Raw genomic sequence first — 359 nt, forward strand, 5'->3', positions numbered from 1 at the left:
TTTTGCGTCAAAATCACTCCGTCCTGAAGTCTCTAGGCTCGTACGATAAAGATTTGGGGCGTGTGCTACAGGGTTTTGCGCATGCCATCGACGCCTTAAATTCGCTGCGAAATAATGGCAGCGTCGCACATCCCTCTGAAGATCTACTGGGCGAAGCGGAAGCTCATTTGGCTGTGAACGCGAGTCGCACCATTTTCAATTACATCAGCACCAAGGTAGGTCATTAATTGCTACGTCGAAACTGGAACGGCATCGCAGCAACTTCTTGCTTTGATCGATGCTGTCACGACAAACAAGCTAGCGCGGCTTAACGTTTTTCTGCCAATTTCAATAAACGCTCAACGCCGATCGGCTCTTCC

1 protein-coding gene is annotated in these 359 nt (G+C 49.3%); it reads left to right on the top strand.

Annotated elements, in window-relative coordinates; genetic code table 11:
• Positions 1–227, top strand: a 227-nt coding sequence (locus KDM89_RS20525) for an abortive infection family protein (protein WP_212689708.1), incomplete at its 5' end; no start/stop codon positions are given.
• Positions 228–359 lie beyond the last annotated feature (132 nt).

Source organism: Cognatundibacterium luofuense, assembly GCF_018139685.1.
GTDB classification, from domain to species: Bacteria; Pseudomonadota; Gammaproteobacteria; order Burkholderiales; family Burkholderiaceae_D; genus Undibacterium; species Undibacterium luofuense.